Origin of the sequence: Desulfuromonas sp. TF, assembly GCF_000472285.1 — a bacterium.
Classification (GTDB): Bacteria; Desulfobacterota; Desulfuromonadia; order Desulfuromonadales; family ATBO01; genus ATBO01.
In genome coordinates, this window is sequence record NZ_KI421422.1 from 35272 (window position 1) to 51035 (window position 15764).

The following is a 15764-nucleotide window of genomic DNA, read 5'->3' on the forward strand; positions in this document are numbered from 1 at the left end:
CCAAGGGCCGGGGAGGGTCTGGTTTCTTGGCAGGACAAAAGGGGCGACCGGGCAGTAGTGACGACTGCAGCTCGGTCGCCCTCATTCTTCAATAACCCTCAAGCAAACTCTCAAGTTTCCTGAGACATACGAAAACGCCCGACCTGGTTTCAGGCGGGCCTTATTTTGTCTCAGATATCCTTATGATTCAGCACAGAGGTATTCTTTAAGGACAACGCCAAAGTGACTTAGAATTTCATCGGGCCGATTCAATCCCCGGCTCACTCCGCCTCTTCCCCATGCGGCCTCCAGCCAAACACGGCCTTCCTAAGCTCGCACCGATCCTCCGGAGAACTCAGATCCCCATGGACGAGGAGGGCCCGGGCCGGACATCCTCCGCCGCAGTGCCCTTTCGCCGGGCACCCCCGGCAGGTCTCGATCGTTTCGGCCCGGTGGCGGCAGGCTTCGAGCAGCCCGCTCCAGAGAGGAACGGCTTTGGCGATCGTCTCGGACAGGGGCCGCTCGAATGCTCCAGGGGCGGCGAAGGCTTCCGAGTGCAGCAGGGCGCAGGGAAAGAGCCGGCCGTCGGCGGTGAGATAGAGGGTTTCGACGAAGGAACAGCAGCCCGATGTCCCCTGATCGCGGCCGAGCCACCATTCGATGGCGGAGAACCTGCCCAGCTTGTCGTACAGCTTCCGGAATTCCGCATCGTGCCGGTAACGGTCGAGCAGATCGGTGTACTGGGAGGGGAGCGGCGGCTGGAAGGGGGAACCGGAGGCCCGGCCGTGGGAAACCAGGGTCGAACCGACGACCTCCTTCACCCCGAACCAGTCCGCCAGATAGAGCAGGCCGGGAATCTCCGCCATGTTGTGGCGCATCTCGGTGAAGTTGATCGTGATCTTGCGGCCGAAGCCGCTTTCGACCAGGCAGTCCAGTCCGGCCAGGGCCGCCGCGAAGGCGCCTTCTCCGCGGATTTCGTCATGGGTTGCCGGCGTTCCCCCTTCCAGACTGATCTGGAAGGAGAGCCCCTCGAAACGCAGGGAACGCAGGGCGTCGGCATCGCGGTGGGTCAGAAGGGTGGCGTTGGTCTGCAGACGAAGGGAGCGGAGCGACGGCTGGCGGCAGAGGTCGGAGACGAGATCGAACCAGTCGGGTCGGGTGAGGGGCTCGCCGCCGGTCAGACAGATCTCCTCACCTCCCAGGGCCAGAAACTCTTCGACCACTCTGCGGACCTCGGCGACAGGCACATGCCCGGGACGGGGACTCTCAACCAGGCAGTGGGCGCAGTGCAGGTTGCAGTCCCCGGAGATCGCCAGGAAAAGGGTCTTCGGGAGCTTGAGGCCGGCCCTTCGGAGTGTCTCGACGGCCGACCTCTCTGCTTCGGGTCGAATCGGCATCGGTGCGGCCTCGAGTCTGGAGCAGGTCAGGAAAAGATCAAAAGGTGACTTCCTCGATCTCCATATCGTGGAGGTTGATGGAAAGCTTGCGGTTGCGCAGGAGCGTTCCTTCGCCGAGGAGCACCTTGCAGGCTTCGGCAGCCTCCAGGCTGGCGACCACCGCCGGTGTGAAGGAGGGATTGCCGAGCTTCTGCTCGATCCCCTTCCCTCCCTTGAAGTGACGGTAGATCTTCGCGACGCTGTCCTCGCCGGGATAGACGGTGGTGATGTGTCCGTACCATCCGGCGATGGCCCCGTGAACCAGGGGAATCTTCAGGCGGTCGCAGACCTCGGCCAGCTCCAGGCGCACCGGAATGCTGTCCACGGCATCGATGACCACGTCCATGCCGTCGAAGAGATTCGCGCCGTTCTCGCGGCTGAACGCCTCCCGGACGGGCAACAGCCGAACCGCCGGGTTGATCTGGCGGATTCGCGCCTCGGCCGCATCGACCTTCGCCTGGCCCAGGTTCTCGACCGAAGAGAGAAGCTGCCTGTTGAGATTGTGCTCCTCAAAGACGTCGGGATCGATCGCCGTGATGCGCCCCACCCCTAGCCGGGCCAGCTCTTCGAGGATATATCCCCCCAAGCCACCGCACCCGACCACCGCCGCCTTGCTTCGAAAGAGTTTCAGCTGCTGGGGGAGGGAAATCATGTGCCGGTTGCGCTGATAGCGGGCCGGGAGGTATCCGGCCTCAAGGGCCGCCTCTTCGACGGCGGGGCAGGACAGGTCGAAGCGCGCCATCGCCTCCGCCTGCCGGAGCCAGGGCAACAGGTCGCCGTCCGCGTGCTCGGCCAGAAATTCTCTCACCATCGCTTCACCCTCCTCCCAGCAGGGGGAAAATGGCCAGGGTTTCGCCGTCGGCCATAATCCGTTCCAGATCGACATGCCGGCTATTGACCAGGAGAATGCCGAGTTCCGACTCCGGGATCTCCAGCTCCCGCACGATCTGCCGCACCGTCGTCCCTTCGGGGTATTCCCGGTTTTCGAGGGTGAATCGGCCGGTGCGGAAAGTGGCAAAGAGCTTGACGGTAATCTCCATGATTTACTCCTCGAATAGGACGCGCAGAGCGACGGATTCATCGGCCGGGGCGCTCCGGAGTGATTCCTCGAGAAGCCCCGGGTCGGCGGTGCGCCCCTCCAGCAGGATTGAACGGCACCCTTCCCAGAACCCCTGCGGCTGGGCGGCCAGGAACTCCGCGAGATCCGGGGCGGGAAGCCGTATCCCCCTGGCCAGGAAACCGGGTCCGAGTTCGGCCATCAGCAGGTTGAACAGCTTGACTCTGATCTCGCCGTTTCCCTGCGCGCCGTCACCGGCGAAGTCATGGTGGGTGATGTCGCTGCGCATGGCGGAGTAGTAGCCGCCGCACCGCATGGTCGCCCCGACCAGTCCGGGCATGGCGGCCGAAAGCGCCAGGGTGGCCCCGGCGGCGATCCGGCTCGATGCGGGATCGTCGATGGCCCTGGAATTGAGAAATATGGTGGTGATCCGGCCGCTCAGGTAGTCGGGCCGGATTCCGAACTGTTCGCAGAGGAGTTCCCGGATGCTGAACCCGACCCGCGCCCGGATGGTGAATCCCTGCTGCAACAGAGGGAAAAACCACCGAATTGGATCCGGATCTCCCGGACGCCGGGGCGCGAATACGAGGTTGATACTTGTGCTGCGGTTCTCTTTAACCATGAGCTCAGGAATTATCCTTCGATGGGATCACCGGCCAGGTGGCTCAGGTTGCACCCGCGGCAGGTTCCGTAGCGCGCCGGCAGTTGGACGATATTGACGGTGCAGCATTGGGGGCAGAGCCAGGAGGCATACCCGTCAACCTCCCGTCCGGCGAGCTCGCCGAACAGCCATCGATAATAGGCTTTCCAGTCATATTCCGGAGTCTGTCCGGCTTTTTCCACCAGCTGTTCCAGCAGCAAGAGTCCTCCTGGAGGGGGAACGATAACATGTGTTCGACAACTATAACATTCTCATGATTCCAATGGAAGATCGCGGGGGCGGATTCAAACCCGCCCCCGCGCGGGTCTGCTTTACCAGTTGAACACTTCGTCCAGCTCCTCGTCCTTCATGGAGAATACCTGGTTGTGGGGCGCGATCGGGTCGGTATAGAAGAAGCGCGGCAGCCGGTCGTCCTCCTTGGAAAAACCGGCGCGCTTGTTGAAGTCGCGTTCGGCGGAGAGGACCTTCTTGCCGAGATCCACCACGCCGTCGGCCGTAAGCTCGGTGCCGTAGAAGGCGTTGAGCATGTCGAGCAGCGCCTGGAAGGTCTCGGGCTGGTCCATGATCGCGAAGGCGATGAACAGGCACATGCCGGTGGAGTCGATGGCCGCCGTGGCGATCTGCAGGTTGCGGGAAAGCTCCACCTGCCCCTCGGTCTTCAGCGGATCGACGTCGCCGCCGACCTTGAGGATGTTGGTGGCGATGGCGTAGCCGGCCGTGTGGTCGGCGCCCATGGTGGTGGTGGCGTAGGTCACGCCGATCCCCTGGATGGGACGCGGATCGTAGGCCGGAATGGCCTGGTTCTTGACCACCGGCACCTTCTCGACGCCGAACACCTTGCCGGTGATCCCCGCGCCGCAGCCAAGGATGCGTCCCAGAGGCGTCCCCTTGCCGACCTCTTCCATCAGCCGGATGGCGCCTTCCTTGTCGCCGAACTCGATCAGCCCGGCATCCATGGCGACGCCGATGGTGGCGCCCATTTCGATGGTGTCGAGACCGATGTTGTCGTCCATGAAGTCGAGCTTGGCGACGGTGTCGAGGTCGTCGATGCCGCAGTTGCCGCCGTGGGCCCAGACCGTCTCGTATTCCGGCTGCTTGGTGAGGTAATGGCCGTCCTTGTCGTTGTAGATACCCGAACACTGGATGACGCAGCCGCGGTGGCAGCCGTGGGTGGCGGTCCCGCCGCGCTTGATCTCCAGCTCGGCCAGGGCTTCGCCGCTGAGCTTGGCACCGGTGGGGAAGACCCCGGTTTTGAAGTTGTAAGTCGGATAGCCGCCGGCCTCGTTAAGGACGTTGGTCAGCACGTTGGTGCCGTACGCGGGCAGCCCCTCGCCGGTGACCGGATGCTTGCGCAGACCCTCGACGAACTTGCGGTTGGCGTCTCGGTACTTCTCAGGGTCCTTCGGGGCGCGATGCTTCATGCCGGCATCGTCGAGGATGATCGCCTTGACCTTTTTCGAGCCCATGACCGCGCCGACGCCGCCGCGGCCGCAGTGCCGGGTGGGACGCAGTTCCGGGTCGGTGCAGGCGATGGAAGAGCCCAACAGCAGCCGCTCGCCGGCCGAGCCGATGGACATGTAGGCGACTTTGTCGCCGTACTGCTCGCGCAGTTTGGCAACCGTCGGGTAGTTGTCGAGCAGCTTCAGGCTGTTGTCGACTTCGACCTTCACCCCGTCCTTGTTGACGATGATCTTGTAGAGGTCGTCCCCTTCCGGCTTGCCTTCCAGAATGATGGCGGCATAGCCGATCCGGGCCAGCACCTGGGCAGCCTGGCCTCCGGCATTGGATTCCTTGATGGTGCCGGTCAGCGGGCTCTTGCAGCCGACCGAAAGGCGGCCCGTCATGGCTCCGGTGCTGCCGCTGAGCATCCCGGGAGCGATCACCAGCTTATTTTCGGCGCCGAGGGGATGGCACAGGGGATGGACTTCCTTGTTGATGATCAATGAGGTCGTGGCACGGCCGCCCAGACCGGCATATTCGCCGACCGGCTCCGTGGTAATCTTCGGACCGCCCTTGGCCCCCATGTCGATTCTGACTATCTTGTCCATTTCCAAATTTCCTTTCTTGCCACTGTTTACGACTTCTCCTTTCCACCAGGGAGGCAAAGCCGTTTCCGGCCCTACCCTTAGGCCTTTCGCCTTGGGAATTCACCTTTAGGCAACCAGGCTCGGAGATAACGAATATCGTTCAGGCACCGGTCGAAGCGGCCGTACAGTAGTGCAACCGGATGAGCTTTTTTGATGCAATGTGGATGCCACATAACAGAACATCGGTTTACAAATTTATATCTCGCACTATCAGGGTGTTGCATCAGTATATCAAAGATTCAACAGGTTAATCACAAACACTGTTCACTTATATCGATGGGGAATTTCGAAACACTTCCCGCGAAAAGGGGAGCTCCCGTCATTCGGCAGGGTGGGGATATTTACCCCTGTGGTGATTTTTTCCCTATCCATCAGACAACGGCCGGAGAGATGCGCATGCGGTAGCTGGCGAAGCTTCCTTGTCGGATGCAGCCCCAGAGTACCCCGCCGCCGTAGGCCAGTTGCTCCAGAAGATAGTAGAAAAAGAAGAAGGGAACCAGGAGCTTGGGCCTGCGCACGTGGTAGTCGACGCCGCCGACCCAGAGGAAGACAGCCGCCGCCGGAATCCCCAGGGAGGGGAACAGGGCAATCATAAGCGAAAGAGGGAGCAGGTAATATCGCAGGAGATGATATCCCGCGTAATAGGCCAGGCTCGCCGCCGCCCGGCCCCTGGCCAGAAGAACCTCCCCATAGGACAGGGGGATGCCCTGGCGGGCGATCCGTCGATGCGCCAGGGCCGCATCGCTCAGCAGCAGGGCCACGGCCGCGGCGAGGGGAAGGCCGTTCAACAGTACGATACCCGATGCCAGCAGACCCACGATGAGGGCGAGAACGGGAGGAAAGACCATCTTCTTCTGGCGAAGCGGGTGCAGATTCTGCAGCATCCCTTCCGAAGTCCCGTACTCGAAGCGCCGCTTCATGAAAGCCTTCAGCCGGCTGCGGTGCTCATGCCAGACCCGCCCCCGCGGAAGATAGACGATCCGGCCTCCGGCATCGCGCATCCGCCAGGTCAGGTCGACGTCCTCCCCGACCCTGAGTTCCTGCCGGAAGCCGCCGAGGGAGGCAAAGGCACTGCGCCGCACCAGCAGGTTGCAGCTCGGCAGATAAAAGGTATCCTCCCCGGCATCGCCTGAGCGCTCCCTGCCGCCGAGGTTCAGGCTCGACATGACCGCCTCGTAGCGGTCGAGAGGAGAGGCGCTGTGCAGACCGTCCACCCAGCCGCCCACGGCGCTGACCTGCTCGTCCTCGAAGGCGCCGATCAGCTCTGTCAGCCACTCGGGTGAGGCCGTGCAGTCGGAATCGATAAAGGCCAGGATTTCCCCGGAGGCAAATCCTGCGCCGGTGTTGCGCGCCGCCGCAGGCCCCCTTCCCACTCCCCCCGAGGTGACCAGGAGGGCGCCGAACTCCCGGGCCACGCCCGGAGTCCCGTCGCTGCTGCCGTCGTCGACGACGATGACCTCGAGCCTGTCCTCCGGATACTTCAACCGGACCAGGGACTGCAGGCAATTCCTCAATTCCCCGGCGCGGTCCTTCACCGGGATGACGACGCTCACCGAAGGGTAGGTTGCCGCCTCTCTTTCGGCAGGCAGGTCCTTTTCGACGAACCCTTTTTTGGCCAAGGCTTCGAGAGCCTTCGCTTCGGCTTCCGAGGCGGGGGAAGCCCCTTCCGACGCCATGCGCCGTACCAGGGCCAGCAGCGACGGGTTCAACCGTACCGTGCGCAGCGGCCTGGAGCTCAGCAGGAACCCGCCCTGCTCATTTTCCCTGATGCTGACGCCTTCCCTGATCCGGTAAATCATCCGCCGCTCCCGCCGATCAGCCCTTCGGCCTTGAAGATGTCGAGCAGCTTATCGGCCGCCTTCTCGGCGGATACCGAATGGACCTTGCCTTCCCTTGGCTTGATGCCTCCGGAGAGAAGGGCCAGGATCCGCTCGAAGGCGGGCAGTTCGGCATCGGGGGTGACCACCCGCCGGGGATTGGGCCGGGGGAAGAGGCATTTTTCCTTCCCCAGAACGGACCCGGCGGCTCCCAGCTCCCGTGGTGAAAGACCGAGTTCGGCGATGCCCCAGGATTCAATCGATGCTCCGATCGACCTCATCAGGGCGTCCTGTCCCGGATAACGCGGATCGCAGCACCCGTTTTCGAAGAAAACCGCGCAGGGCATCTCCGCCCGCACCCGCTGCCGGGCGCCGCGATCGCTCTTGCGCAGGACCTCCACCTCGTTCCCTTCCCTTTCCAGAGCGACGGCCCCTTTGACATAGGGAAGGTCGAGATTGGCCGCCGCCAGCGCGGGCGCCGGATCGTCGCCGCGATCGAGGAGAGCCTCTCCTGCAAAGATGAGAGCGGGGCGCAGAATCCGGATAATGCGCTGCACCACCCGCGCGGTGGCAACGTCGTCGCCTCCTTCGAAGGAGGGATTCCACACCCGCACGGCGCGTTCCGCGCCCATGGCGAGTGCCAGACGCAGATGGTCGGCAAGCCTCTCGGGACCGACGGCAACGGCCGTCACCCTTCCGCCGGCCGATTCGGCCAGGACGAGGGCCTGCTCCAGGGCGCAGAGATCCGCCGGGTTGGCGAGGCGCCGCAGCCCCCGGTCGCGAATCCCGTACCCGTCGGCCGTCAGCCTCGCCGGCGGCCGGGGATCGCAGGTTTCGCGCAGAAGAACCAGAATATCGAGAGTGTTATCAGCCATGGAAATTCCTCTTTCGATTGCGGGACTTGTAAAAACTCGGGTTTTTCAGGCTGATCAAAAATGTCCAGATGCAAGGCGCCTGAAATCCTGAGGAATAAGGCGTACCTGGAAGGTACGTCGTTGACGAAGGATGAGGGAAACGCCGCAGATGGGCGTTTTTCATCAGCCTCCTACGTCATCCGGTATGAGACCCCGAATCCGCCCCGGGGGTAGCGCCAGCGGGTAAAGGCATCCCTGGCGCAGACCACGTAGCAGGTGCCGCATTCGAGACAGCCGTCATGGACAAAGGTCATCTTCCCGTCCTCTTCCGACCAGGTGTAACAGCGCGCCGGACAGGCGTTGACACAGGCTCTCTGGTCGCACTTCTTGCAAATCTCGGTGTCGAGGACGATGTGCGGTTCGCGGTCGACGTTAAAGCTGGTGGTGTCGAAAATTTCATCGGGATTGATGTTCATAGTGCTCTCCATCCGGAATAGACATCGGCCAGCAGGTTCTTCAGGCCGACTTTTTCCCTGGCGGCCCGCAGCAGCACCTTGGTCATGGTGTCCTTGGGAGCGCCGTCGATGCGGTAAATCTCGTCCATGAGGCCGCAGACCATCTCTGGATACTGGGAATAGATGCGGTCGTTGTGCAGCATCCCGGGGGTGCGGCGGTAGAGCTTGAGGTCCTTCAGAACGTAGCTCTCTTCGAGCATCCGCCGGTAAACGGCCAGCCCGGCCCTGGAGAAGTCTTTTTTGGCGTGCGCCTCGACGGCGGCTTTGCCGGCCAGCACCCCCGACTGGGTCGCCAGGTTGATTCCCTCAAGGTTCAGGCCGGTGACGATGCACATGGCCGCGGCATCTCCGGCCACCAGGATGCCGTCGCCGACGATTTCCGGCATCATCTCGTAGCCTCCTTCGGGGACCAGATGGGCCGAATATTCGAGCAGCCGGCCGCCCCGGAGCATCTTGGCCATCTGCGGCTGCTTCATGAATGCGTTGAGGAGATCGTAGGGGGTCTTGCCGCTCTGGCTGAGGCTGCTCAGATGCAGCACCAGGCCGATCGACAGGGAGTCGTAGTTGGTGTACAGATAGCCGCCGCCGCGCACCCCCTCCGTGCAGCCCACGATCTCGTTGGAGGCCCCCTGGTCGCGCACCAGTCCGAAGCGGTCGTCGATCACCTCCTTGGGCAGGTCGACCATCGCCTTCACCCCGACCGCCTGATGGGACGGATCGAACTTGGGACGGCGCAGGCCCGCCTTCTTGGCGGTGAAGGAGAGGACCCCGTCGGCGGCGATCACCACCGGGGCTCTCAGCTCGGCGCCGTCACGCAGCATGGTGACCCCGACCACCTTCCCTTTTTCGATGACCACGTCGTCGACGGTGGAGCGGGTCAGCAGGGTCGCGCCGGCTTTCACGGCCTCTTCCGCCAGCCAGCGGTCGAAGCGGGGACGGTAGATGGTGTAGCCGTTGTAGGGGGGGCGATCCGAGGCTTCGGTGTCGAAATTGACGTTGAAGCTCGACTCGCCGGTCATGAAGGTCAGGGATTTCTTGACGATATGGCGCTCCAGGGGGGCCTGGTTCCAGAAGTCGGGAAAGGCCTCCTCCAGCGCCGTCAGGCGGTGCAGGACCCCGCCGAACATGTTCTTTTCGCCGGGGAAATCGCCCCGCTCCAGCAGCGCGACTTTGAGCCCGGCCCTTGCCATGGTCAGGGCGGCCGACGATCCGGCCGGCCCCGCGCCGACTACGATGGCGTCAAATGATTGTTTCATGCGGCACCTCCCACGGCTGATTTGACCCGCTCGACGAGCAGGGGCAGGACGTGCCGCAGATCGGCGACAAACGCCTCGTCGGAATTGGGAAAGATCGGCGCCTTGGGGTCGAGGTTGACCGCGACGATTCTCTTCGAATCCTTGATTCCTCCCAGGTGGTGCATGGAGCCCGAGATCCCCAGGGCCAAGTAGAAACGGGGAGCCACCGTCTTGCCGGTCTGCCCGACCATCCTCTCGAATCCGGCGAAGCCCAGGTCGTAAACCGGCCGGGTCACGCCGAGCGAGGCATTGAGCAGACGGGTCAGCTCCCGGACCTGTTCGAAAGTTTCCTTGTCGCAGCCGAGTCCGACACTGACCATGACCTCAGCCTCCGATACATCGACGGTCTGGGGATCGGGGGGAATGCGTTCGAGGATGCGGCTCGCCCCGGCGGCTACCGGAGCCGAAGGGCGCCACCATGCAACCTGGGCTTCGCCGCGCCGCATAGCGGGAAGCACCACCGCACTCAACACCAGCGGGCTCATGGTTAGAACCAGCGGAGACGTTCCGTCCCACACTTTCGTCTCCGCCACCTGCTCGCCGAGAACCCTCCGGCTCATCTTCAGGCCGGCCTCGTGCTCTTCGTAAGAGATCGCTTCGGTAAAAAGGGCGGCTTTCAGCTGCGAAGTCACAAGCGGCGCCAGGGTTCCCCCCAGATCATTGTGGGGAAGGAGCACCAGCGTGGCGCCGAGTTCCGATGACGCCTGGGCCAGGAGTCTGCCCTGGGCTTCCAGGCTGTCGGCGACCCCGGGGGCGCTCTCGATCAGCGTAACTTTTTGGACGCCATAGGGAGCCATTTCTTCAATGGTCTCACTTCCGGCGCCGGCAAAGCTGATCGCCGACCAGCCGCAGCCGAGCCTCCCAGCCAGCCGGGAAGCTTCCGACAGGACGCCCCTGGCGGTTTCGTCGATCTCTCCGCAGGAGAGATCGACGAAGACCAGGACCTCCCCGGGGAGGAGGGTGGAAATCCTCTCTGTCATCAGATCTCCCTCCCGATCTTGTGTCCTTCCCAGATGGCCATGTCAACCTTGCGCGGAGCCACGCAGTCGCCGATGCGATGGAGTTCCTTCACCTTCCCCTTGAGCGCGAAATAGAGTTCGTCATCGACCGCCTGTCCCATGGCCAGAACCACGGTATCGTAGCCGCCCCATTCGTCCCACTCGTTGGAGTAGACGTTGAAGCCCTTGATCGTCTTGGCGCCGGCCTCGCCGCCCACCTCCATCACCGCGATGTCCGGAGTGAAGGAAACCCCCTTCTTCAACAGCCGCTGGCGGGTCAGATAGAGATCCTGGGTTGGGCCGAGTTCGGCGCCTATGAACAGACTGGAGCAGATGATGTGCACCTGTTTTCCCTGGGTGGCGAGGTACTCGGCAGTGGCGGTGGCCCGGTGGTGTCCGTCGTAATCGATCAGGCAGACCTTCTCGCCGACCTCGACCTTCTGCTCGAGAACTTCCCATACGTTGCATACCCCGGGGCCGTCGGCGCCGCCGACCGGGTGCGGCTTGGGCCGGCTGCCGGTGGCGATGATGACCGCATCGGGATCGGCCTGAAGGATCATCTCCGGGTTCGCCTCGACCTCGAGCCGGACCGTGACCCCGGCCTTTTCGACCTGGTCCTTCTCATTGCGGATGATCACGCCGAACTCATCGCGGCCGGTTCCCTTCATCCCCGTGCGCACCTGGCCGCCGAGGGTGTCGTTGCGGTCGAGCAGGGTGACGTCGTGGCCACGCCGGCCGGCCATCTTGGCCGCCCACATGCCGGCCGGGCCGCCGCCTACCACCGTCACCTTCTTCTTCACCGGGGCCGGTTTGAGGGTCCCCTCCCCCCACTTCTTCTCATAGCCGATGGGCGGATTCTGCACGCAGCCGATGGTCTTGTTCATGCCGATGCGGCCGATGCACCCCTGGTTGCAGGCGATGCAGTAGCGGATGTCTTCGAGCCGCCCTTCCTCGGCCTTCTTCGGCAGGTAGGGGTCGCAGATCAGGGCGCGGCACATGCCGATCATGTCCGCCTGGCCGGCGGCGAGAACCTTCTCCGCCATCACCGGATCGTTGATGCGGCCGGTGCAGAAGACCGGCAGCTTGATCTTTTCGCGCACCCCCGCTGCGAGCGGAATGGTATAGCCCAGCGGGGTGTGCATCGATCCTTCGACCAGGTAGAGGTTGTAGAAAGTGGCGATGGAGAGGTCCATGAAGTCGATCAGCCCCGAGGCCTCGAAAAGAGCGCAGATCTCCTGGACCTGGGCGAGGTCGAGGCCGCCGGGAATCATTTCGTCGGCGCACATGCGGATGCCGAGGGTGAAGTCGTCGCCAACCGCCTTGCGCACCGCGGAGATGAACATCAGAGGCGCCCGCATGCGGTTCTCCAGGCTGCCGCCGAATTCGTCCGTGCGGTGGTTGGTCAGCGGCGAGAGGAACTGACGGGCCAGGCTCGAGTGGCCGAACTGCAGCTCCACCCCGTCGAAGCCCCCCTGTCGGACATGCTCGGCGCTGAGGGCGAAGTAGCGGGCGACCTCCTCGATATCCTCGGCCTCCATCTCCTTGGGGGTCTCGCGGAACAGCACGTCGGGGACCGGCGAAGGGGCCCAGACCGGCAGCCGCGAGAGACTGCCGTCCCCCTGCTGGCCGTTGTGGTTGAGCTGGGCGAAAATCTTGGAATCGAACTGGTGAACGTAGTCGGTGACCTTCCTGAACCCGGGAACGACCTCGGCATGATAGACGTCGATCAGCTTCTCGTAGGCCATGTCGGTGGGATGGACCGTCAGCTCCTCGGTGATGATGAGGCCGGCGCCCCCCTTGGCCCGCTCCCCCCAGTAGTACATCTGGCGTTCGCTGGGCAGGTTTTTCTCCGCCAGGTTGGTCAGGTGCGGCTGGAAGGAGATGCGGTTCTTCACTTCCACTTTGCCGAGTTTCATGGGCGAGAACAGATTCGGGAACATCATGGCTGGATCTCCTGGTTTCCTATTATTTCCCTCTCCCCGAGGGAGAGGGTCAGGGTGAGGGGGTTCAATCCGATTTTCAAGCGGCGGCGGCCTTCTGCTTCTCATCGGCGATCGAGGTCACGCAGCGCTCCAGGCACTCGGGATCGCCGCCGTTGATGTCGTTCTTCAGATGATAGGCGACCGCCGGACAGCCGCCGTGGCACTGGTCGAAGCGCCGGCACTCCTCGCAGGAATGGATGCGCAGATCCCGGAAAGAGGCATAGATTTCCGAGTCGTCCCAGATCTCCTGGAAGGTCGACTCGCGCAGGGAGCCCGCCTTGAATCGCTCGGTCTGCAGAAAGGCGCAGGGATACATGTTGCCTGTCGGGCCGACACAGCAGGTCAGCTTGGCCGCGCCGCACAGGTTGAGACCCAGTCCCTGTCGTTCCTGGGAGGTCAGCGAAAAGAAACTGTCGCCGGTGCGCACTTCGCCGCTGTCCGCTAGCCAGTCGGAAAAAGCCAGCAACTGGGACGGGGACGGTCGAAGCTCCTCCCAGTTGTCAGCACCGCGCCCCGAGGGACGGAAGCGGCTGACCCGCAGCGAGACGCCGAGGTCCTTGGCGAGCTGGTGCAGGGCCGGGATCTCGGCTGCGTTCTGCGCGGTCAAGACCGTGTTGATACTTGTTGGGATGCGGGATTCGGCCAGCAGCCTGACCGCGGCGATCGCCGCATCGTAGACGCCCGCCCCGCGGATGGCGTCGCAGGTCTCGCGCGTTGCACCATCCATGCTGACCTGGATCGCCACCAACCGGCTCACGGCAAGGCGCTCGACCCGCGCGGCATCAAGCAGGGTGCCGTTGGTCGAAATGCAGGTCATGATTCCCCGGGCGTGGCAGGCATCGAGAATCTGCTCGAAATCGGGACGCATAAACGGTTCGCCGCCGCCGAAATTGATCTGGAAGACCTTGGCGGTATCGAGCTGTTCGACCAGGTCGAGGGCTTCGGCCGTGGTCATTTCGTCCTCGGCCGGCGCGCCCGAAGCCGACAGACAGTGGCTGCAGCTCAGGTTGCAGGCCAGCGAGACCTCCCAGGTCAGGTTGACCGGCGAGCGCAATCCCTGTTCAACAAATCGGTTGCTCACGGAGGAACCCCCTTTCAAGCAGTTGCGCGATGAATTTCTGCAGAACCTTCTCCTCCGCTCCCGTCAAACCGGCCGGAAGCTCCTCCTTGCCCCGGACGTCGCTGAAGAAGTCCGAAGCAAGCAGGTTTCCGGTCTGGGCGAAGAGAAGACGCGGCCCCCTGGAATCGTAAAAAAGGAGGCCGAACCTCTCCTGCCGCACGCGGCAGGCCGGATGCAGCCTTATGCCTGCCGCAGCCATCTCAGTACACTCCGCAGATGCCGTCGATCGCGAGCTCTTCAACCTGGATGTCTTCCAGGATACGGGGCTCTTCGTTGCACGTCTCGTTCGTCTGCTTTTCGTTTTCCATTTTCGTTTCCATCTCTGTCTCCTCTTTTTATTTAGAATGTCTTTATCGGCGCAAACCCGCGCTGCGCCTTTGTTTCTCTTATACTATGCAACCCGGATGCCAATAGATAAAACAATGATTTATATTGAATATTAGCCAAAGCGAGCGGAATTAAAATTCAAAGGAGTGGGGAGAAATGGGGCATTCCTGACGGAAAGAGGCAGGCCGCACCGTGACCGAGTTGGGGATATTCTCCACAGAAGGTATTTTGTCTACAGTTATTCAAACCGATGTTTTGATTTGGTCCTGAAAAAGACCGAGAGACATCAGAGTCACAGAGAAAATCTTTATTTTAATCCTAAACCCGGTGTCCTCGTGCCTCCGTAATTGAGGCTTCGATTCTACGAAATCATTACTGTTTTGGTATAGTTTCAGAAAAGACCAAATAGTCGGCAGACCGAATATCCTGAGTCTCGTTGGATTTTCAGCAAGGCCGAGAACCGTTACAAGGAACCTTCATGGGAACCAGACACTCTCACTGTTCTTTCTGCGGAACAGGATTTCCCGATCCGGAAAACTGGCCGAGGCGTTGCGGCGGATGCGGCCACACGACCTACCTCAACCCTCTTCCGGTGGTGGTGGTGCTTCTGCCGGTGGGAGAGGGTCTCGTTGTCATCCGCAGGAATATCGAACCGCAGAAGGGCACCCTCACCCTTCCGGGAGGGTACATCGACATCGGCGAGACGTGGCAGGAGGGGGCGCGGCGAGAGTTGCTGGAGGAGACGGGGATCGACATAGGCGGCAGCATAATCAGCCTCTATGACGTGCGGAACGGCCTGGATAACACCCTGGTGATCTTTGGGCTGGCCGAGCGGCAGCCCGGCGAGGTCCTGAAGCCGTTCAGCTCCAAGGAGACGCAGGAAGTCGCCCTGATCGAAGGCCCGACGGAACTGGGGTTTCCTCTCCATACGGCGGTGGTGGCGAGGTATTTTTCTGAGATTGTGCGGGACGATGGATGAGGGACGAACCTTGCCTTTGTCTTTACCCGTCCCGGGTTCCTCGTCCCGCGTCCCGGATCTCCGCCACCGGCAGCAGCACGGTGAACTGCGATCCCTCGCCCACCCGGCTTTCCAGCCGGATTTCCCCCCCGTGTCGTTTGACGATATTGTAAGACAGGGCAAGGCCCAAACCCACCCCCTTGCCGACTTCCTTGGTCGTGAAGAACGGCTCCCATATCCGGTCGAGGATATTCTGAGCCATGCCGCAGCCGCTGTCGCGGATCACGACAGATATCGTGGCCTCATCGATCCTATCCGTGGTCACTTCCACCCTGCCCGGACCATTGATGGCCTGATGGGCGTTGACGAGCAGGTTCATGCAGACCTGGCGCAGTCCTGAGGGATCTCCGAGGACCCGGGGAAGGTCTTGTCTAAGGTTGGCATCGACCTGAATCCGCCGGTAGCTTGACTGGTATCTCAGGAGCTCCAGAATCTCCTGCAGGACCATATTCATATCCACCTTGACAGCCGATCCGTCCGATTTTCGACCGAAGCTGAGCAGGTTGTCGATAATTGCCTTGCAGCGATAGGACTCCCGGACGGTGGTGGCGAGGTATTTTTCTGAGATTGTGCGGGACGATGGATGAGGGACGAACCTTGCCTTTGTCTTTACCCGTC

General features: G+C 62.4%; 17 protein-coding genes and 1 riboswitch. Of the genes, 1 reads left to right on the top strand and 16 read right to left on the bottom strand.

Annotated features, from left to right (window positions below):
- Positions 1-260 precede the first annotated feature (260 nt).
- The 15 genes from DTF_RS0115140 to mftA form a co-directional block, all read right to left on the bottom strand.
- The gene (locus tag DTF_RS0115140) at positions 261-1376 is read right to left on the bottom strand and encodes a radical SAM protein (protein ID WP_035057500.1); all 1116 of its coding nucleotides are present in this window, start codon (positions 1374-1376) and stop codon (positions 261-263) included.
- A 37-nt stretch (positions 1377-1413) separates the two neighbouring features.
- Positions 1414-2226, bottom strand: a complete 813-nt coding sequence (locus tag DTF_RS0115145) for a HesA/MoeB/ThiF family protein (RefSeq protein WP_035057502.1) — start codon at positions 2224-2226, stop codon at positions 1414-1416.
- 4 nt (positions 2227-2230) lie between these two features.
- Positions 2231-2455 carry a MoaD/ThiS family protein gene (locus DTF_RS0115150; protein WP_027716000.1) on the bottom strand — a complete coding sequence of 75 codons (225 nt, stop codon included), beginning with the start codon at positions 2453-2455 and terminating at the stop codon, positions 2231-2233.
- 3 nt (positions 2456-2458) lie between these two features.
- Positions 2459-3094, bottom strand: coding sequence for a hypothetical protein (locus tag DTF_RS23830; RefSeq protein WP_051361358.1), 636 nt, complete (start codon positions 3092-3094; stop codon positions 2459-2461).
- Between the two features lie 11 nt (positions 3095-3105).
- Complete coding sequence (locus DTF_RS0115160; protein WP_027716001.1) at positions 3106-3333, bottom strand: hypothetical protein; 228 nt, start codon at positions 3331-3333, stop codon at positions 3106-3108.
- A 111-nt stretch (positions 3334-3444) separates the two neighbouring features.
- Positions 3445-5181, bottom strand: coding sequence for an aldehyde ferredoxin oxidoreductase family protein (locus DTF_RS0115165; RefSeq protein WP_027716002.1), 1737 nt, complete (start codon positions 5179-5181; stop codon positions 3445-3447).
- A gap of 19 nt (positions 5182-5200) precedes the next feature.
- A riboswitch (molybdenum cofactor riboswitch) is annotated at positions 5201-5318 on the bottom strand.
- A 273-nt stretch (positions 5319-5591) separates the two neighbouring features.
- A complete protein-coding gene (gene mftF / locus DTF_RS0115170; protein ID WP_027716003.1) occupies positions 5592-7019 on the bottom strand; it encodes a mycofactocin biosynthesis glycosyltransferase MftF in 1428 nt (475 codons plus the stop codon).
- Positions 7016-7912, bottom strand: coding sequence for an electron transfer flavoprotein subunit beta (locus tag DTF_RS0115175; RefSeq protein WP_027716004.1), 897 nt, complete (start codon positions 7910-7912; stop codon positions 7016-7018). Before DTF_RS0115175 ends, mftF begins: the two co-directional genes overlap by 4 nt.
- Positions 7913-8082: 170 nt before the next feature.
- Complete coding sequence (locus tag DTF_RS0115180; protein ID WP_193352706.1) at positions 8083-8367, bottom strand: ferredoxin family protein; 285 nt, start codon at positions 8365-8367, stop codon at positions 8083-8085.
- The gene (locus tag DTF_RS0115185) at positions 8364-9662 is read right to left on the bottom strand and encodes an FAD-dependent oxidoreductase (RefSeq protein WP_027716006.1); all 1299 of its coding nucleotides are present in this window, start codon (positions 9660-9662) and stop codon (positions 8364-8366) included. Before DTF_RS0115185 ends, DTF_RS0115180 begins: the two co-directional genes overlap by 4 nt.
- Complete coding sequence (locus DTF_RS0115190; RefSeq protein WP_027716007.1) at positions 9659-10681, bottom strand: electron transfer flavoprotein subunit alpha/FixB family protein; 1023 nt, start codon at positions 10679-10681, stop codon at positions 9659-9661. The genes DTF_RS0115185 and DTF_RS0115190 overlap by 4 nt, the downstream gene beginning before the upstream one ends.
- Positions 10681-12642 carry a mycofactocin system FadH/OYE family oxidoreductase 2 gene (locus tag DTF_RS0115195; protein WP_027716008.1) on the bottom strand — a complete coding sequence of 654 codons (1962 nt, stop codon included), beginning with the start codon at positions 12640-12642 and terminating at the stop codon, positions 10681-10683. The genes DTF_RS0115190 and DTF_RS0115195 overlap by 1 nt, the downstream gene beginning before the upstream one ends.
- Before the next feature lie 76 nt (positions 12643-12718).
- Positions 12719-13762: a mycofactocin radical SAM maturase gene (mftC, locus tag DTF_RS0115200; RefSeq protein ID WP_027716009.1), complete on the bottom strand. Its 1044-nt coding sequence runs from the start codon at positions 13760-13762 to the stop codon at positions 12719-12721.
- Positions 13743-14000 carry a mycofactocin biosynthesis chaperone MftB gene (gene mftB / locus DTF_RS0115205; protein WP_027716010.1) on the bottom strand — a complete coding sequence of 86 codons (258 nt, stop codon included), beginning with the start codon at positions 13998-14000 and terminating at the stop codon, positions 13743-13745. The genes mftC and mftB overlap by 20 nt, the downstream gene beginning before the upstream one ends.
- A gap of 1 nt (position 14001) precedes the next feature.
- The gene (gene mftA, locus DTF_RS26235) at positions 14002-14121 is read right to left on the bottom strand and encodes a variant-type mycofactocin precursor (protein ID WP_081703007.1); all 120 of its coding nucleotides are present in this window, start codon (positions 14119-14121) and stop codon (positions 14002-14004) included.
- Positions 14122-14606: 485 nt separating this feature from the next.
- On the opposite strand from mftA, the gene DTF_RS0115215 reads away from it, so the two are divergent.
- Positions 14607-15107 carry an NUDIX domain-containing protein gene (locus tag DTF_RS0115215; protein WP_027716011.1) on the top strand — a complete coding sequence of 167 codons (501 nt, stop codon included), beginning with the start codon at positions 14607-14609 and terminating at the stop codon, positions 15105-15107.
- Between the two features lie 22 nt (positions 15108-15129).
- Here DTF_RS0115215 and DTF_RS27310 read toward each other — a convergent pair.
- Positions 15130-15764, bottom strand: a 635-nt coding sequence (locus tag DTF_RS27310; RefSeq protein ID WP_255342773.1) for a sensor histidine kinase, incomplete at its 5' end; no start/stop codon positions are given.